Source organism: Acerihabitans sp. (assembly GCF_036398755.1).
GTDB lineage: Bacteria > Pseudomonadota > Gammaproteobacteria > Enterobacterales > Enterobacteriaceae > Acerihabitans.
The window spans coordinates 17,306-32,750 of record NZ_DASWOM010000042.1 but is presented as its reverse complement, the minus strand read 5'-3'; the positions used below and the strand labels follow the sequence as shown (position 1 = coordinate 32,750).

General features: G+C 49.6%; 11 protein-coding genes, 1 tRNA gene and 1 pseudogene. 4 read left to right on the top strand and 9 right to left on the bottom strand.

Features of this window, described 5'->3' with window-relative positions; genetic code table 11:
• The coding region (rpoD, locus tag VGC33_RS07005) for an RNA polymerase sigma factor RpoD (RefSeq protein ID WP_331120030.1) at window positions 1-1,840 on the top strand (1,840 nt) is incomplete at its 5' end.
• A gap of 96 nt (window positions 1,841-1,936) precedes the next feature.
• Here rpoD and mug read toward each other — a convergent pair.
• The gene (gene mug / locus VGC33_RS07000; RefSeq protein ID WP_331120029.1) at window positions 1,937-2,443 is read right to left on the bottom strand and encodes a G/U mismatch-specific DNA glycosylase; all 507 of its coding nucleotides are present in this window, start codon (window positions 2,441-2,443) and stop codon (window positions 1,937-1,939) included.
• Window positions 2,444-2,575: 132 nt separating this feature from the next.
• Between mug and VGC33_RS06995 the strand changes: the two genes are divergently transcribed.
• Window positions 2,576-2,652, top strand: a tRNA-Ile gene (locus tag VGC33_RS06995).
• Between the two features lie 432 nt (window positions 2,653-3,084).
• The gene (locus VGC33_RS06990) at window positions 3,085-3,264 is read left to right on the top strand and encodes a hypothetical protein (RefSeq protein ID WP_331120032.1); all 180 of its coding nucleotides are present in this window, start codon (window positions 3,085-3,087) and stop codon (window positions 3,262-3,264) included.
• Here the strand turns inward: VGC33_RS06990 and VGC33_RS06985 are convergent.
• The 6 genes and pseudogenes from VGC33_RS06985 to tnpC (VGC33_RS06960) all read right to left on the bottom strand — a co-directional run.
• Window positions 3,261-3,623: pseudogene (locus VGC33_RS06985) on the bottom strand (Fic family protein); the annotation flags it as partial. The gene VGC33_RS06990 and the pseudogene VGC33_RS06985 sit on opposite strands and share 4 nt — an antisense overlap.
• A 337-nt stretch (window positions 3,624-3,960) precedes the next feature.
• Window positions 3,961-4,551 (bottom strand): hypothetical protein, encoded by a 591-nt coding sequence (locus VGC33_RS06980; RefSeq protein ID WP_331120028.1) that lies wholly within the window; start codon window positions 4,549-4,551, stop codon window positions 3,961-3,963.
• Window positions 4,552-4,568: 17 nt separating this feature from the next.
• Window positions 4,569-5,618 carry a hypothetical protein gene (locus VGC33_RS06975; protein ID WP_331120027.1) on the bottom strand — a complete coding sequence of 350 codons (1,050 nt, stop codon included), beginning with the start codon at window positions 5,616-5,618 and terminating at the stop codon, window positions 4,569-4,571.
• Between the two features lie 717 nt (window positions 5,619-6,335).
• Window positions 6,336-7,091, bottom strand: a complete 756-nt coding sequence (locus VGC33_RS06970) for a glycosyltransferase family 25 protein (RefSeq protein WP_331120026.1) — start codon at window positions 7,089-7,091, stop codon at window positions 6,336-6,338.
• Between the two features lie 522 nt (window positions 7,092-7,613).
• Entirely contained in the window at window positions 7,614-9,023 is a 1,410-nt protein-coding gene (tnpC, locus tag VGC33_RS06965) for an IS66 family transposase (protein WP_331120025.1), read from the bottom strand.
• Window positions 9,024-9,244: 221 nt separating this feature from the next.
• Complete coding sequence (gene tnpC, locus VGC33_RS06960; protein ID WP_331120024.1) at window positions 9,245-10,825, bottom strand: IS66 family transposase; 1,581 nt, start codon at window positions 10,823-10,825, stop codon at window positions 9,245-9,247.
• Between the two features lie 976 nt (window positions 10,826-11,801).
• Between tnpC (VGC33_RS06960) and tnpA the strand changes: the two genes are divergently transcribed.
• Entirely contained in the window at window positions 11,802-12,107 is a 306-nt protein-coding gene (gene tnpA / locus VGC33_RS06955; protein WP_331120023.1) for an IS66 family insertion sequence element accessory protein TnpA, read from the top strand.
• 183 nt (window positions 12,108-12,290) lie between these two features.
• On the opposite strand, the gene VGC33_RS06950 is transcribed toward tnpA, so the two are convergent.
• Window positions 12,291-12,752: a DUF5680 domain-containing protein gene (locus tag VGC33_RS06950; protein WP_331120022.1), complete on the bottom strand. Its 462-nt coding sequence runs from the start codon at window positions 12,750-12,752 to the stop codon at window positions 12,291-12,293.
• Between the two features lie 432 nt (window positions 12,753-13,184).
• On the bottom strand, window positions 13,185-14,855 hold the full coding sequence (locus tag VGC33_RS06945) for a methyl-accepting chemotaxis protein (RefSeq protein ID WP_331120021.1): 1,671 nt from the start codon (window positions 14,853-14,855) through the stop codon (window positions 13,185-13,187).
• Window positions 14,856-15,445: the final 590 nt, after the last annotated feature.

Here is a 15,445-nt window from a genome sequence, read left to right as displayed (position 1 = left end):
GGAGCAAAACCCGCAGTCACAGCTCAAGCTACTTGTCACTCGTGGTAAGGAGCAAGGCTATTTGACCTTTGCCGAGGTCAATGACCATCTGCCGGAGGATATCGTCGACTCCGATCAGATCGAAGACATCATCCAGATGATCAACGACATGGGCATCCAGGTGATGGAAGAAGCACCGGATGCCGACGACCTGCTGTTGGCCGAAAACACCTCCGACACCGACGACGATGCCGCTGAGGCGGCCGCGCAGGTCCTGTCGAGCGTGGAGTCCGAAATTGGGCGCACCACCGACCCCGTGCGCATGTACATGCGCGAAATGGGTACCGTTGAACTGCTGACCCGTGAAGGTGAAATCGATATCGCCAAGCGTATCGAGGACGGGATTAATCAGGTGCAATGCTCGGTTGCCGAGTATCCTGAGGCAATCACCTACCTGCTGGAACAGTATGACCGCGTGGAAGCGGGCGAAGCCAGGCTGTCGGATTTGATCACCGGTTTCGTCGACCCGAACGCCGAAGAAGAGCTGGCGCCGACGGCGACCCATATCGGCTCCGAGCTGACCACCGCTGAACTGGCCGACAACGATGACGACGAGGAAGAAGACGACGACGACGCGGAGGACGATAACAGTATCGATCCCGAGCTGGCGCGCCAGAAATTCGTCGATCTGCGCGATCAGTACGAAGCCACGCGCAATGTCATCAAAGCCAACGGCCGTAGCCATGCCAAGTCCGCCGATGAAATCCTCAAGCTGTCCGAGGTGTTCAAGCAATTCCGCCTGGTGCCGAAACAGTTCGATTACCTGGTAAGCAACATGCGCTCCATGATGGATCGCGTGCGCACCCAGGAACGTCTGATCATGAAGCTTTGCGTTGAAACCAGCAAAATGCCGAAGAAAAACTTCGTCACGCTGTTTGCCGGCAACGAAACCAGCGAAGCCTGGTTCAAGGCCGCGCTGGCCATGAATAAGCCGTGGTCGGAAAAACTGCGCGAAGTGGATGAGGACGTCCATCGCAACCTGCAAAAGCTGCGTCAGATCGAAGAAGAAACCGGCCTGACCATCGAGCAGGTCAAGGACATCAACCGTCGCATGTCCATCGGCGAAGCGAAAGCGCGCCGCGCCAAGAAAGAGATGGTGGAAGCCAACCTGCGCCTGGTTATCTCGATTGCCAAGAAATATACCAATCGCGGCCTGCAGTTCCTGGATTTGATCCAGGAAGGGAATATCGGTTTGATGAAGGCGGTGGATAAGTTTGAATACCGCCGCGGGTATAAGTTCTCGACCTACGCCACCTGGTGGATCCGTCAGGCCATTACCCGTTCCATCGCCGACCAGGCGCGCACCATACGTATCCCGGTACATATGATTGAGACCATTAACAAGCTCAACCGTATTTCCCGCCAGATGCTGCAGGAAATGGGCCGCGAGCCTACGCCTGAAGAGCTGGCGGAGCGGATGCTGATGCCGGAAGATAAAATCCGCAAGGTGCTGAAAATCGCCAAGGAGCCCATCTCCATGGAAACGCCGATTGGCGATGATGAAGATTCGCATCTGGGCGATTTTATCGAGGATACCACCCTTGAGCTGCCGCTGGACTCCGCCACGTCGGAAAGCCTGCGCTCGGCCACCCACGACGTGCTGGCCGGCCTGACCGCCCGTGAAGCCAAGGTCCTGCGCATGCGCTTCGGTATCGATATGAATACCGACCATACGCTGGAGGAAGTGGGCAAACAGTTTGACGTTACCCGCGAGCGTATCCGTCAGATCGAAGCGAAGGCGCTGCGCAAGCTGCGCCATCCGAGCCGGTCTGAAGTGCTGCGCAGCTTCCTGGACGACTAAGCCCCGTCGGGGCCCCCCAAGGGTCCCTCCCGGCGTTTTACCGACGGCAAAAAGCCCCGCTCTCAACAGGCGGGGCTTTTTTATGGGCGGGACAGATTATCTGCCCCGCGTCGCCAGGATGGCGTCCAACTCGCGATAGGACTTAATCAGCGTATCGAACCCCATACGATTCAGCCCGCTGGGATTGGGCAGCACCCAGATTTCAGTTTTGCCGATGGTCACCTCCTGCTTGCCCCAAATGGCGTTGCTGACCCTGAATGCCTGCCGGTACGCCTGCTTGCCCAGCACCGCCAGCGCGGTGGGCTGATATGCCTGAATCTTTTCTATCAGGCGCTTGCCCCCTTCCCGATACTCCGCCAGCGTCAGCTCGGACGCCTCGGTGGTGGGCCGTTCGGCCAGCATGGTAATGCCGCATCCCGTTTCCAGCAGTTGACGCTCTTCCTCAGGCTTAAGCTGGCGCTCGGTAAACCCGGCCTGATGAATGATCTTCCAGAACCGGTTATTGGGATTGGCGAAGTGCACACCCTTATGCGCGCTCGACAACCCAGGGTTGATACCACAAAAAACCACCCTAAGCCCCGGGGCCAGAATGTCCTCTATCATCTTAAAACTCCAGAAAATGCAACAAGCTACATACACCGGCCAATAATAGCGTGAAATTGGCGATAAATCAGCCAAGCAAACCGAGACCCTATGGATCTGTCCCCACAGTTACTCTATAATCAACGCCCACTCGGCCCCTTAGCTCAGTTGGTTAGAGCAGGCGACTCATAATCGCTTGGTCGCTGGTTCAAGTCCAGCAGGGGCCACCAAGAAAAGTGATTAAATTCAGTAAATTAAGCCACTTTTAGACGAGGTGGCTTTTTTATTGGTGCTCTACGGTGGCAGCAAAATGGCAGCAGAGCTATCCTGCTTCTATAGGTCTATCACTCAGGTATCCAAAATGGCGACAGCGCTTTTACGGATTCTTGCTAAACCTGTTGGGAAGTTCAAACCTTGGTATGCCACCAATCTTGACTGCTGCTATTGTGTATTCAATCGCCTTGGTAGTTAGAAGGCCGAAATTTTGAGCCTACTCATTGATCATAAGAGAAGTATATCGATACTGTTCTGTGATCCTATTCAAAAATTAGTGCAGCTCCGAATTCGCTCCCGACCCGCCCCAGATAACCAATGGTTGAATTATGCATTTGGTGAGCAGATAACAGTCTTGCTAGCCGCCCCTATCCAAACTAGAATCAGGTCTGAAACAACGAGGCTTTCCACATGACAAAAAAAAAGCACACAGCCAGATCACAAAAACTCAAATCTACCGCGCCGTAGCCAGCTCAACCGCGATTGAAACAGGTGTTTCTGTACAAAAAATTGAGCAGCAACTCAAACGCAATCAGGCACAGGCGAAAGCCGTTGGCCTCGCCAGTTAATTTTGCAAGATATCACTCACCAGTCGCATCATGGGGCTATAGTTACCTGATACTCCAGCCTGAATTGCCTTAAAGTAAAAAGCTTTGTGTTCATCCCATAGGCTGTAATCCAGCAAGCCCCTTCCCGCGAGAACTGCCAACACATCGCAAAGTAACCGCGACAGACGCCCATTACCTTCTCTGAATGGGTGGATCAAAATAAATTCCACATGGCATTCAGCCAGATAAGTAACCAGCTCCAAACGAGCCAGGGATTTCAGCTCATCAGACCTAGAGAGAAACTGTTTCTCGAAACCATAGAGAATAAGCGGAATCCTGTCGGCAGCGGTAAACTGGAAGCCGTCCTTAGTCAGGTTAGCTGTATTAGCTCAGACTTGACCCGGAACAATTACGACACAGGGCCAAACCTAATCTGACAGGCAGCTATGCGCCTGAAAGCGGGCCTTGGCAAAAGCACGTTAAGTATTTCACTACTTAACATTGTGGTATAAAATTTACGCGGATCAGGCCAGACTTACTGCCTGTTGACGAAAGTGTCTATATAATCAATCGTAATATCGATGCTGGGCGGTGTTGCTTGTAATTCTGCACGAACGTCCTGACTTAAGAGACGCTCTCTTGAATGCTGCAAACTGTCAAATATCTGAGCTGGAAATAAAGTATTTTGTGGGTCTTCAATCACGTTCGCAATTCTAATCATGTCTTGGGGATGCTTAAGTATTGTATTTTTGTCGTTGATTTTCTTTTCATCAAAGAGGGCTTGATTGCTGTGCCATGCAACTGACTTAAGTCCGAAAAGCACTCGAGGTTCACTGTTGAAATGCCTTTCAATGGAATTCTTGATGATCTTATAAATTTATACACATCGTCATCAAGTAAAATAGCAGAAAAATTTGAGACCCCCGGGCCTGTTTTGATCGGGGTAATGTGGGGTCTTTCGGCAAGGGCTGCATCGAAGTAATTCGGCTTCCTGGAAAAAAGCTCTATTTGAGCAGGCACGTTTGGTACACGATTGTCTTCAGGTAGGATGAAACGATAGGCCGAACCTCCTGCATTGCTCCCCCTGTACACTTTTCCCTCATAACCATGTTCGAAGATGTAATCCCATAAATGCCCGTAAAATTGGTCATTGGTACTTTCAGTTATAAGAACTATATCTAGATCAACAGTTGCTCTGAAGTTAGCGCCAATGTTTTCAAAGTTTAATGCACATGCATTACCACCGATGAGAATATAATCATCGGCATATTGCTGCATATACCCTATTAAAAAAGCTTCACCTTCCATACTAAATTCCTTTTTTATTAATCTTTGAGATTAGAGTACACCTGATCTTCAAGTTCATTATATGATGACTTCACCCTTAAATCGGTTGTGTTGAACCTCGAAAACAGAAGAAAAACTTTGTTCAACGCATCTTTTTGAATGGCTGGTTGATAAGGAAAAACCTGAAGCATTGAAAAACCTTCGATGAGGGTGTGGTAGTACTCAGCATCATCCAAAACGTTAAGTATTTTAAAGAAATAGTCACCTTTCATAGTCGCGGGTGTTATAGGCCTCATATATCTGTCTTTATCCGTCAAACACTTTCCCAAAAAAGGTCTAGAGGGTGAGCCTAAAAGAGTATACTTTGACAGGGCAGATTCTCCTGAAAGAAAAACTTCCGCTGCTTTGAGCGTTTCATTTCTGACAGGTACAAATCCTGTAGAGAGAGGAGAAACTCTGTGCCGATAATGGTTCCAAACCCTTTTCCGCGATTCTGTGAATCGAAAATGCGAACTGCGTCCGGATGAAGTTTCAGATATTAATTTATGAGATAAAAGCTCTTTAACAGCCCGAGAAAACGCCATTTTTGATACGCCCAGAAGCTCCAAAATATCTAAGCTGTTAAAACCATCATCAAAATAACCTGAAAGATAGTAAGTCAACAGGTATGAAGGAATGATGCCATAGCTGCTTTCGGTATCAACCCAGCGATCGGAATTAACGTCTTTTGATTCACTCTGAAGCATCAGAGACGGCATTGAAACATAACGGCCAGGAATGATTAACCCATTCTTTAGTTGTTTGGATATATTTTTTAATTCAAAAGTTAGTTTTGATGTTACTACAATTAATGATAAATCTGACTTTGCCTCCAGCCGTTTGAGATGTACAAAATTATTAGACACCAGCAGCTCAGGATCTTCTACAGTCAAAACCATAAACTCTCTGTCATCGATACTTACGATGCACAAAGTAGCGCTCTTTCTTAGCTGAAATGGAAGATATTCATCCATTTCCTGCAAAATTTTCGTATCGATCAGAAATGATGACTCGATGTATTTAAGCGCATCAGCTAACAAACTCTTCATTTCATCACCTCAGTAACGTCCTTACTCATGGTAACGCATATGCGTTACTAAAACAAAAAAATAGGCGAAACTAAATCAACTTACTGTTTTTATTTAATTTTTAATGAAAGTAGGTGCCTTTGTGACCGTTGTCAGGCAACCGAATACTAACTGATGCGTTACTCAACGCTTCCTGCTCTGGCTCTTGGAAAAAACTACCATGGTGTCTGAGGTGACAGGTGACTTTGACCTACTCACTAAATTCAATGACACCATTTGGCTTGTAGAGTACTAATTGTACACGACAGCCTAATCATGAGCAGCTATGTCCGCTCTTCGCTCAAACCAGACTGTCAGATTTGATAATGTTCTACCTACGAAATCTGTCGGATCAAGTCTGAGCTAATACAGATAAGCGTTACTTGACCCGATACCCATTTCGGGTCAGGTAAGGATAGTACAATGGGGAAATGAGAGAACCAATCAGAAACAAAAACAACTCAATAAATGATTGATTACAAACAATTAAAAACACAAACAAAGACAATGGCGAACAATTAAAAACAGGCTAATTTTATGACTCATAATCGCTTGGTCGCTGGTTCAAGTCCAGCAGGGGCCACCAAAACAACTGCCACAAATGCCCATTCCCTTGCCGAAACAGAGGGATAAACATAAATTACGCATGGCCCTCAACGAATGACGACGCATTAAACTACACTACCCCTATAATCTGGATTAGCCTTGAGCTTTACGGCTGAAAGCATTTATGACTTTTATTTTAAACATCCTTACTCTTGTTTTAATGTTCCTTTTATTTTTTATTTTTTTCCATACAATATCTTTTTCTTTCCTTAAAACTTGTGATTCTTTCCCATTATAAAGCTGTATCGTTGAATTTTTTTCATGTTCACTCTTTAAGATAAGTTGTGGAGTGAGTGCCATTACATCGCAGACTCCATACTCGTATATCAGGTTCCACTTATCCGCCACCAGCCAAACGGGATAGAGAAAAGACATCATGCTTTTCGCTGCTGCATAGTTAATTACATACCCACGCGTACTCACCGCCTCAAGCACCCTGTTTAAAGTATGCCCGCTCTCAAGTGTTCTGTACTTATTTTTGATGATTTTCGATGTTTCCGTCAAAAGAATAACGTAGGGCTTATCCACGCACAAAAAATGTTCAACTGCAGGCAAGGCCAGTTTTATGTCTGGCGTTACTAATGCATCGTCTTCCAATATTAACGCAGCACTTATATTCTCTTCAAATATCTTTCTGTAGATATTGATATGGCTGAGCGCACAGCCAATTTCACCCGCTGTTAACGCATAGCTCAGGCTGCGCGTTTTTTCTTCTTTATCATTTTTTGATAACGCGTAACCATCAATCGCCGTGATAATGTCAAAATCAAGATCTAATATGCCCAGATTTTTTTCAATATCCGCGCGACGTTGAGTTGATTTCTCTAAATTTATCACAAAAATTCTCATAATAATTAAATTATTCCGTAATATTTATTAATAAAAACTTAAATTTCATCATCATAAAGATATGAACATGTTTATAGGTATTCAATTTTTACTGTGGTGGTTTGTTCACCGAGTAAATCTGTTAATCTGCTGGCACCGGCTATTTTCATTCGGCTGACACATGCCATGGCCGCCATTTCATTGGTAATGCATTGAGATATTCTAATGTATCCTGCCGGCGAATTATCTTGAGCAGTAGAGCCTGGCGAGGCGTAGGCTATCAACGACAAAGACGCCTGGCGCATGCCCAGTCAAGAAAAAAAGAGAAACTAATAATTGATAGCCGCTTATAAGACGCACATTTAGTTGAAGAAGATCATAATAACGTGATTAATATATATATCGTCCCGGCATAGCAGTATGATAACGGTGAAATACAAAAAAATAATAACAATATGCTAAACAAAATTTAAATAATTTCATCCGACTTGCTCTGCGCTTACGCCAACGCAAGTGCCGACACAGCGCCATATTGATAATTATTCAAGCAGGGACCCGAAGATGCCACGGCAGGAGCTCGACAATCTTATTAACCGGATGATCGGCCACGGTTGCCAGCACATGGCGCAGATAGGCCTCCGGCTCCACGCCGTTGAGATGGCAACTGCCGATAAGCGTAAACATCAACGCCGCCCGCTCGCCGTCGCGGTCGGACTCCATGAACAGATCATTATTCGGTCCCGGGCTCACCTCCCGTAGCGCGTTTTCGGCGATAGTGTTATCTATCTCCGCCCAGCCGTCGCCGGCATAGCGTGACAGCGCCGGCCAGCGGTTTATCAGGTAGCTGAACATCTTGGCCGTATCGGCCTGTCGAGGTAACCGGGTCAACTGTTCCCGGATCCAGCTTTCCAGGTTAACGAGCAATGGCCGGGAGCGCGCTTCGCGCATTTGTTGTCTTTCCTTGGCCGGGCGCCCCCGGATAGCGGCTTCGATAGCATACAGCTCACCGATCCGCGCCAGCGCTTCGGCGGCGACCGGCGACGGATGCCGCCGGTGGATATCGAGGATTTTGCGCCGGGCAAACGCCATGCTATCGACCTCGCGGACCGGGCTTTCTTCATGTAATGGGTCAAAGCCCGCACCGGCATCCGTCGGCGTCCGCCCGCTGGATCCGGCCTGGCGCGTCGGCGGATACCCGCCCTTGCGGCCAGGGCTATAAGTGAACCACACCGCGGGCGGAAGCGTTACGCCGGCATTGCGATCGTCACGCACATAGACCCACAGCCGGCCGTTTTTTGGCTTGCCGCAGCCTGGTTGCGCCACCTCTGCCGACGCGTCGGCAATGTGCATTTTATCCGCTGACATCACATAGCCGCATACCGCATCGGCCAGCGGCGCCAGCAGGTTACCGCACAGCCCCGCCCACCCCGTCATCGTGCCCCGGCTCAGCGCCACCCCCTGGCGGGCAAAGCTGTCCGACAGCGAATGTAGCGGCATATGTTCGGCGTATTTTGCCGTTATCACCCTTGAGAGCAGGCCAGGACCGGCGATGCCGCGCTCTATGGCATGCCGCGGCACCGGTGCCCGGACGATAACGTCGCAGCGGACGCAGGTTTTCCTGGTACGCCGCGTCTCGATTACCTTGAACACGTTTTCGAGAAACTCAAGCTGCTCGCTCACCTCCCCGTCCAGCGGCTTAAGCTCGCCGCCGCAGGCGGGACAGGTGGCCTCCCGCGGCGCCAGGCAGCGTTCTTCGCGCGGCAGGTCAGGCGGCATGAGCCGCAGCTTGTCCAACCGCGCCCGCAGACGGTTGATTTCCGCTTTACGCGCGTTAAGGTCATCGCGCAGGGAAACGATGGTCGCCTGATGCTGCGCGGACCGCTGTTGTTGTTGCAGCACCCGCGCCTGTAGCGCGGGCACATCGGTGGACGGGGCAGGATTTTTGGGTTTCATGCCGGGATGTTAAGGGACAAAACCGGGTTGTTACAATATCGCTGGGCTAAACGAAATGCATTCCTATTGTTTCCCATTTATTTCTTCTAATAACATCAGCCATAGGCTGCGTCATGGCGGTTTTTACCGCCTCGGCCCACGGTTGGATAAAACAGCCTGTGGACGGCATCCATTGTCGGTCCTTGCGCGCCGTAAGCGTCCGCACGGCGCCATACTGATGTTTAATCAGCCGGGATATCGACATTCCACGGCAGGAGCTCTTTTATCTTATCAGCAGGATGATCGGCGACGGTAGCCAGCACATGGCGCAGGTACGCTTGCGGCGCCACGCCGTTGAGATGGCAGCTGCCGATAAGCGTAAACATTAACGCCGCCCGCTCGCCGCCGCTGTCCGAGCCTGTAAACAGGGCGTATTTCCGCCCCTGGCACACCACCTTCAACACGTTTTCGGCGATAGTGTTATCGATTTCCGCCCAGCCATTGGTGCTGTAATAATACAACGCCGGCCAATGGTTTATCAGGTAGTTAAAGGCTTTCGCCTCATCGGCCTGCCGCGATAACCTGGTTAATGTTTCCCGCACCCGGCGCCCCAGGATGATAAGGATCGGTTGGGATCGTTTTTCGCGGACTTCTCTGCGCTCTTCGGCCGCACGTCCCCGAATGGCTTCTTCGATAGCATACAGCTTACCGATCAGGTCCAGCGCTTCGGTGGTGATCGGCGACGGATGCCGCCTATGGATATCAAGGATCTTACGCCGGGCATACGCCATGCTACCGACCTCGCGGACAGGACTTTCTTCATGCGGTAGGTTAATGCCAGCATAGTCTTCCGACGGCGACGGACCGCCTAAGCCGGCCAAATGCATTTGCGGATGAACGCTCTTGCGGTCCGGGCTATAAGCGAACCACACCGCGGGCGGAAGCGTTGAGCCGGCATTGCGGTCGTCACGCACATAGACCCAAAGCCGTCCGGTTGTTGGCTTGGCGTTGCCGGGTTGCGCCACCTCTGCCGGCGCGTCGGCGATATGCATTTTATTCGTCGACATCACGTAGTCGCTTACCGCATCGGCCAGCGGCGCCAGCAGGTGACCGCATAGCCCCGCCCAGCCGGCCATCGTGCCCCGGCTCAGCGCCACCCCCTGGCGGGCGAAGCTGTCCGACAGGCAATTCAGCGGCATATGCTCGGCGTATTTTGCCGTTATCACCCTTGAGAGCAGGCCCGGCCCGGCTATGCCGCGTTCGATGGGATGCGAAGGTCCCGGGGCCCGGACGATGACGTCGCAGCGCGCGCAGGCTTTATTATTACGCCGGGTCTGTATCACCTTGAACGTGCTTCTGTTAAGTTCCAACTGCTCGCTGACCTCCCCACCCAGCAGCTTAAGCTCACCGCCGCAGGCGGGACAGACCGGCTCCAGCGGCTCCAGGCACCGCTCTTCGCGCGGCAGGTCCGGCGGCAACGGCGGACGCGCAAAGCAATGAAGCAACACCGGCGACGGTGCCGGATTCACCACTAACGCCTGCCGGCCCCTATCCATCATCAGCCGCTCTTGCAGGCGATGCTCAAACTGGACGATTTGCCGCTCGGGTTGCCGGTCGGGCTGTTCCGGCATACGCGCGAAGTACAGTCGTCGCAACTTATCCAACTGCGACGACAGGCGGTCGATTTCCTCGTTTAGCGCGTTAAGGTCGTCGTGCAGGGACGCGATGGTCGCCTGCTGTTGCGCGATCCGCTCTTGTTGTTTTATCAATAGTGCCCGCAATGCGGGCACATCGTTGGGGAGGACGGGATTTTTTGGTTTCATGCCGGGATGTTAAAGGAGAAAACCGGGTTATTACAATATCGCCAAGTTAAACAAACAGCGTTCCTAATGTTTACAATTATTTTTTGAAGCGGCATTAAACATTGGGCTACGTCAGGAAAGCCCTGCATCTTTGGCCTTTACCAAACCTGGTGGCCAATTTAACTTGGCCACCAGGGGGCTAGCGGCACAAATTTACATTAAATTTGCTTATGTTTTATGAACGAACGCTCCGCCGCCGGCGCGCAGGGTCCGCAGTACCCCAGTTCAGGGCGTTTACGGTATATTCAGGGATTACCAGCCATCAGGCGACATGGCTGGTAAAGCTCATCGGTAGAACGTAACACCGTCCTGAGTTATTTTGCGCGATGTCGCCGCTCGGCACCTCAATATCCTTCACGCTCAGGATATGGTGCGGCAGTTATTTATTAACCATAAACGATTGAGTATTGCAGTGCCACCACAGTACGTGATTCCGATAAAACCAGATTCTTTAAAATTACTAAACGAATAATTAATCGGTGAGTGCCTTATAATTGCAAAAAAAATTTCATGCATAACCTAAAGCCCATATGAAAAATAAACATAAAAAAGCACCAAAAAGATGGGCGCCAATGTCTGGTGGGCATATCGGCGCCGGCGTTCGCATTTTCGTTTACCGTTCGGGTGCGGCGCTTCAGTGATGACCGGTACCGGCAGTCGGTCGTGGATGTCCTGAATAGGCAACATCGTCTATTTACATTAATTACAATCCAATTTTCACCTGGCAGCGGCCTCGTTAGATATTCGAGTAAATGGAACTTGTATTGCCAAAATTATTTCCAAACCCCCATGCGAATGATATATTTAATTCAAGCTCGTCATTCCCCTATAAAGTGGAAACCCAGATCATTATACTTTTAAAATCATTTATCATTAATAATAAAAGATTTAAAATATAATAACATTCACATGATATACATATATTATCGAGGTAAGTATGGCAAATCGGTATCCCCTGACTGTACAACTGAATCATATCCAGGCATGGCTACTCAGCGGATTGTCAAAACAAGAGTATTGCGTGCAGGAAAAGTTGACGTTAAGTACATTTTATTATTGGCTAAACAAAAATAAGTTCGCAGCAGAAAAAGCCGATATCGGGCCGGACGGCACGCTGGACGGGGGCAACGAATTGACCAGGGACGATCCCAACACCGTTACCCTCCATCTGCCTAATGGCTGTTCCGTCAGCTGTTATCCAGGCCAACTTACCACCATTATGCACGCCCTGTCCTTGGAATAGAGCGCAGGCATAGAAGAATCACCGGCCGGCTTTAATACGAATTGCTTCGCGCCCGGCAGGTTCGGGCTAGCTCATGCAGAATGGTGGCGAGGGTGGGCGGAGAGCTGGAATGCCGTGCTATGCAAGATTAAAGCCCCGGCATTGCCTTGACCAGGATGTGGTCAGCGGCGGTTCGGCGCTGGGCTAAAAAATTACATCCCCGCCCGAGTAGCTCAGGCTATAGATTAACCGTTGGTCGCTCAGCGACACTGTTTCGTTGCCGTTGAACTTGTTGATGGAACCAAAAAAACTGTTGTTATAGCACATTTTGCCATCGTGATACTCCGACGGCCCCCTGATAGGTTGATCCAGCGTGGCCCGGGCCAGGTTCCGCCTGACGAACGCATAGATTCTCCTGACACAATCGTCTGAATCTTCATGATTGGTTACGCCGCCTTCGTAGGTTAGCACCCATATGGGCTTTGCATTCTGCAGAATTAATACCTTCCCGGTGAGCGAGCGGTAACCAACAAAATAATTTCGATAAATAAAGTTGTCTCGGCAATGCTCAATGATTTTCATATCACCGGAAGGAGTATCTTTGACAATTACATTATCGGGGAATCTATAGAGAAACTTATTTGCTTCTACTAAAAACGCAATCATCTTATTTTATTTACACCCTTAAAATGGCGCATTATGAAATTACCACCATCCTCACACAATATCACACAATCTGTTACAATATGTCCCCCTCTGCTCAATCGCCTACTACCAAACAACCCTAACATCAGGAATATTGCATTGGCAAGCTATTAATATTACAGCTGTTTTGTTAAGAAATTAATACCTAGTTACATTTATAATGTATGCCAATAATTTTTATACATATTATTTTTTATAAGCAGCTAAATCAGATGAAATAAAAGGCGTAAAACCTAAAGAATGAAGCGGAATATGCAACCCGGTTAGAGGCCGGGTTAAAAACAACCAAGGCGGCGCGATTAATTATAGGATTAATCCAACCAGGGTAATGAGATAAATGTGAAGCCGCCCTCATGGCCGGCTTCACATTAAGCGTAGGGTAATAATTGGTGATCAGAATGTTTGCCAATGCCCTGCTTGTCCCGGCGGCGTCTTCTTGCCGGCCACCCGCAGCGAAATTCCGGGGTTCGGCGCCGCTACCGGTTTGCCCGGTGCCACGGCGCCGGTGTGTTTTAACTGGAATACCGCCACCATTTCGGTCAGATGCCGCGCCTGTTCCTCAAGCGAAGCGGCGGCGGCGGCCGATTGTTGCACCAAGGCCGAGTTTTGCTGGGTAACGCTGTCCATTTCCGTGACAGCCTGGCCGATTTGCCGTATGCCTTTACTTTGCTCGTCCGATGCAGAGGCGATTTCACCCATAATATCGGTCACATGGGTAATGGCCTGCACGATATTCTCCATGGTTTCACCGGCGTTGACGACCTGGACCGAACCAATATTGACCCGCTCCACCGATTCGTTGATCAGGGTTTCGATTTCTTTCGCCGCCTCGCCGCTGCGCTTGGCCAGGTTGCGTACTTCACTGGCCACCACCGCGAATCCCCTGCCCTGTTCTCCGGCCCTGGCGGCTTCCACCGCGGCGTTAAGCGCCAGGATATTGGTTTGGAAAGCAATACTGTTGATAACACCGATGATATCGACGATACGCCTGGAACTGGAAGCGATACTGCCCATGGTGGCGACCACTTCCTGTACGCTGACGCCGCCTTTTTTGGCGGTTTGCGAGGCTGATTCCGCCAGTTTGCTGGCCTGGTGGGCATTGCCGGCATTTTGCTGCACCGTGGAGTTCAACTCTTCCATGCTGGCGGCGGTTTGTTCCAGGGCGGAAGCCTGTTGCTCGGTGCGGGAAGAAAGATCGGTGTTGCCCATGGAAATTTCGCTCGATCCCTGGTAAATCGCCTCGGCGCTGGCACGGATGCTGGTCACCGTGTTGGTCCAGCTGCTTTGCATTTCCTGTAGAAAGGGGATGAGCTGGCCGACACAGTTGCGCCCGAAACTTTTTATATCGACATCCAGTCGCCCGGCCGCCAACGCCCGGAAATAGGATTTGATGGTATCCAGCGGCTTGACCAGATAACGCACCAGGTAGCGGTCGGTGGCCACCATAATAAGAATACCCGCCAGCAGTGCGCCCATCAGCGTGCGTTGGCACCAGATGACCAGCAGGTTGATGCGGATGCTGGAATCCGATTTGATTTTACCTATCGCGGCATTGTATTCCCGCATGGCGGCGGTGAACTGTCGGCGCAAGGTCAGATAAGGTTCGTTGAGCAGACGGTCGACATCATCATGTTGTCCTGCCTGTACCGCCCGGGAAAGCGGCAACATGCCCTGGGTGAACAACGCTAAGGACGTATTATAGATTTTATCCACCAGCGGCGGCGCCAGCTGCCCATGGTCCATGGCCTTGAATTCTTTCAATCCCTGGTCGATGGCATCGAGTTCAACCGTGGCCGCCGCTATTTCCGTATTGAATGCCGGTTTATTCCCGGACTTGTCATCTTTAACCGCGCGTTCCAATGTGGTTACCAGGCGATAGTAGTGATCGTTGGCGCCGTTGATGACATCGCCGTTCAGCTGTTGATTGTCACTTTGTTTCAGTGTTTCATTAACCTGATTTAAGGAAAAAAGCGTAAATGCGCAGACCGCGGCCCAGAGCAACGAAAAAATAACGAGAATAACTAATAACACCGCCCTGATTTTTAAATTTCTGAACACATTCATTGAATCTTCCTTTCATACTTTCTTTGCTCTTCCCTTCCCGTCATCCCCTTTCCGGTTGCCTTGGTTTGCCGATTTGTCGTATGGCGCAGGAAGCCAGGGAGCGGGATCGTGCCTTATGGATATATGCCGATGGGTAATGGCAATACCCTGATCATCGGCAAAGTACGGGCAATGTTTATAGTCCGGCACGTATTTATCCATATGATCAAGAGGTGACGTTAAAATCTGTTTTTTAATGATAAAGGCATTGACTTAACCAAATGGATGCCCGTCAAAAACCCAGGCCGTTGATATACTAAATGAAGACACTATTAGCACTCAAACTAAATTCACTCTTTTATCAAAAAATACCAATAAATCGTTGTTTGTAAAATGCCTATATCCCTATATCAATGTAATAGATCCAGAAACGATAAATTAATCACCAGAATGTCTATCTATTTAAAGTCGGTCATTAATATATTGTCCATACTCACCCTCGCGAAATACGGTATTTACCGTGAAATAGGGTAAAAAAACAGGCATTGGTTTTCAATGCGGCATCATGACATTAATTATATAATAATTTTATAAATTAGTTCCACATCAAT

Bases quoted from the DNA above. Each gene is read 5' to 3' on its own strand.
- VGC33_RS06975 (WP_331120027.1), bottom strand. From the start codon at position 5,618: ATGAAGAGTTTGTTAGCTGATGCGCTTAAATACATCGAGTCATCATTT.
- VGC33_RS06970 (WP_331120026.1), bottom strand. From the start codon at position 7,091: ATGAGAATTTTTGTGATAAATTTAGAGAAATCAACTCAACGTCGCGCG.
- tnpA (WP_331120023.1), top strand. From the start codon at position 11,802: ATGGCAAATCGGTATCCCCTGACTGTACAACTGAATCATATCCAGGCA.
- tnpC (WP_331120025.1), bottom strand. From the start codon at position 9,023: ATGAAACCCAAAAATCCTGCCCCGTCCACCGATGTGCCCGCGCTACAG.
- VGC33_RS06950 (WP_331120022.1), bottom strand. From the start codon at position 12,752: ATGATTGCGTTTTTAGTAGAAGCAAATAAGTTTCTCTATAGATTCCCC.
- tnpC (WP_331120024.1), bottom strand. From the start codon at position 10,825: ATGAAACCAAAAAATCCCGTCCTCCCCAACGATGTGCCCGCATTGCGG.
- mug (WP_331120029.1), bottom strand. From the start codon at position 2,443: ATGATAGAGGACATTCTGGCCCCGGGGCTTAGGGTGGTTTTTTGTGGT.
- VGC33_RS06945 (WP_331120021.1), bottom strand. From the start codon at position 14,855: ATGAATGTGTTCAGAAATTTAAAAATCAGGGCGGTGTTATTAGTTATT.
- VGC33_RS06980 (WP_331120028.1), bottom strand. From the start codon at position 4,551: ATGGAAGGTGAAGCTTTTTTAATAGGGTATATGCAGCAATATGCCGAT.